This window comes from Bartonella sp. MU70NMGDW (assembly GCF_042194085.1).
GTDB classification, from domain to species: domain Bacteria; phylum Pseudomonadota; class Alphaproteobacteria; order Rhizobiales; family Rhizobiaceae; genus Bartonella; species Bartonella grahamii.
The window spans coordinates 1-1,433 of sequence record NZ_JBHIMK010000293.1 but is presented as its reverse complement, the minus strand read 5'-3'; the positions used below and the strand labels follow the sequence as shown (position 1 = coordinate 1,433).

General features: G+C 36.3%; 1 protein-coding gene. It reads right to left on the bottom strand.

Annotated elements, in window-relative coordinates; genetic code table 11:
* The coding region (locus ACFIKE_RS10555; RefSeq protein WP_375649848.1) for a type ISP restriction/modification enzyme at positions 1-1,433 on the bottom strand (1,433 nt) is incomplete at both ends.

Genomic DNA, 1,433 nt, shown 5'->3' with positions numbered 1-1,433 from the left:
TTCATTTCTGTAACGTAATAGAATTTCTCAGGATTAGAGATCTCTGTAAATTTTGGATTACCCTTTTTAAAGGTCACTGGATAAGGCTCTACAGTTTCATAATTCACGTGCAAATGACCCAGTTTATGTCCTGCTGTTACAAATTTCCAAAAATCATCAGCAGTTTTTACACAAGGGATACGAGGCAATTCCTTAGAGAGATTATCAGCATAACGAGCACGGTAATCTTCCGAATGTAACAATCCGTAGACGTAATAGAACAAATCATCTTTAGTGATTTTTTCATTCGGATAAGCTGCTTTAAAATGTGCTAATCCTTCATCAGTAATGGCATCACGCCTCTGTAAACCAGCTGTTTTGCTTTCTTCTGTAGCATTTGCAAACAAATGTGACTGTTTTTCATTTTTATTTTTTGAGATCGTAGTATTTTCGTAAATGTAGCGTGGAAAGCATTGACCTTTTTCTATTGCATCTAAACTAGGTAAAGCTTTATTCATCAATACAGAAAATCTTCTTGCTCCTATGCCTGTAACTTGTATTACCTTATTTTCAACCGCTTGCCCTATCGGGAATATCCGCGTCTGATAAGCACCATCGCAGTTGAGAGCAGAATCACAATAAAGCCACTGTTGTGTAAAAGGACGATACAAGCTTTTGATAAGGTAATTTTCCTTAAAATTGAAAGACTTTCCTTTTACCAAGTCTTTTTTGAGATTATAGCTCCAACTAATTTTTTTCGTGTCAGAATTTACGAAGCTATTTACAGCATTTGCACGTATTTTATTATCAGTATGTGGATAGGCATCATTAAAACGTTTTACCTCGCTATTATAGAAAGCAATCATATTACGCATATTTTTTGCCAAAACTTCACAGCTTGAGTTGTATGTCCAAGCATCACGGCTCGTCATAATGCCACGAGAAAAGTTTTTAAAAAGCTTTTTATCATACCCTTTTTTAACACCTAGAGCCAGGAATGTTTTGAAACTGTCATCGCGTTGACTAAGCCAATCATTATGTCTATCCGGTTTTATTATTTGCCAACCTTGTTTACTTCGTGTAATACCATCAATGCTTCCAAGGGATTCAATTATTGTAAGCTTTTCTTGCCTCGTGAGATAGTCTCCAATATCACGAAAATATATCTTACCACGCTGTTGTGCATTTGGATTTTTTACGAGAATGGAAATCGCTATAGGGGCTCGAGATCCAGAACCAAAAATTTTACCACCTTCTTTTCGAGAAAGTTCTCCAGAAGTTCGTTGATTACCCCGTAAATGAAAAATATAAAGGCTCGAAAACTCCTCAACGAGACATTTTCGTAGACTGTCCATAGAACTTCCATTAATAAAACCGGCATTTGTAACAAAACCAATCACACCACAATCTTTTATACGGTCACTTGCCCAGCGAATGGCACGAATATAACTATC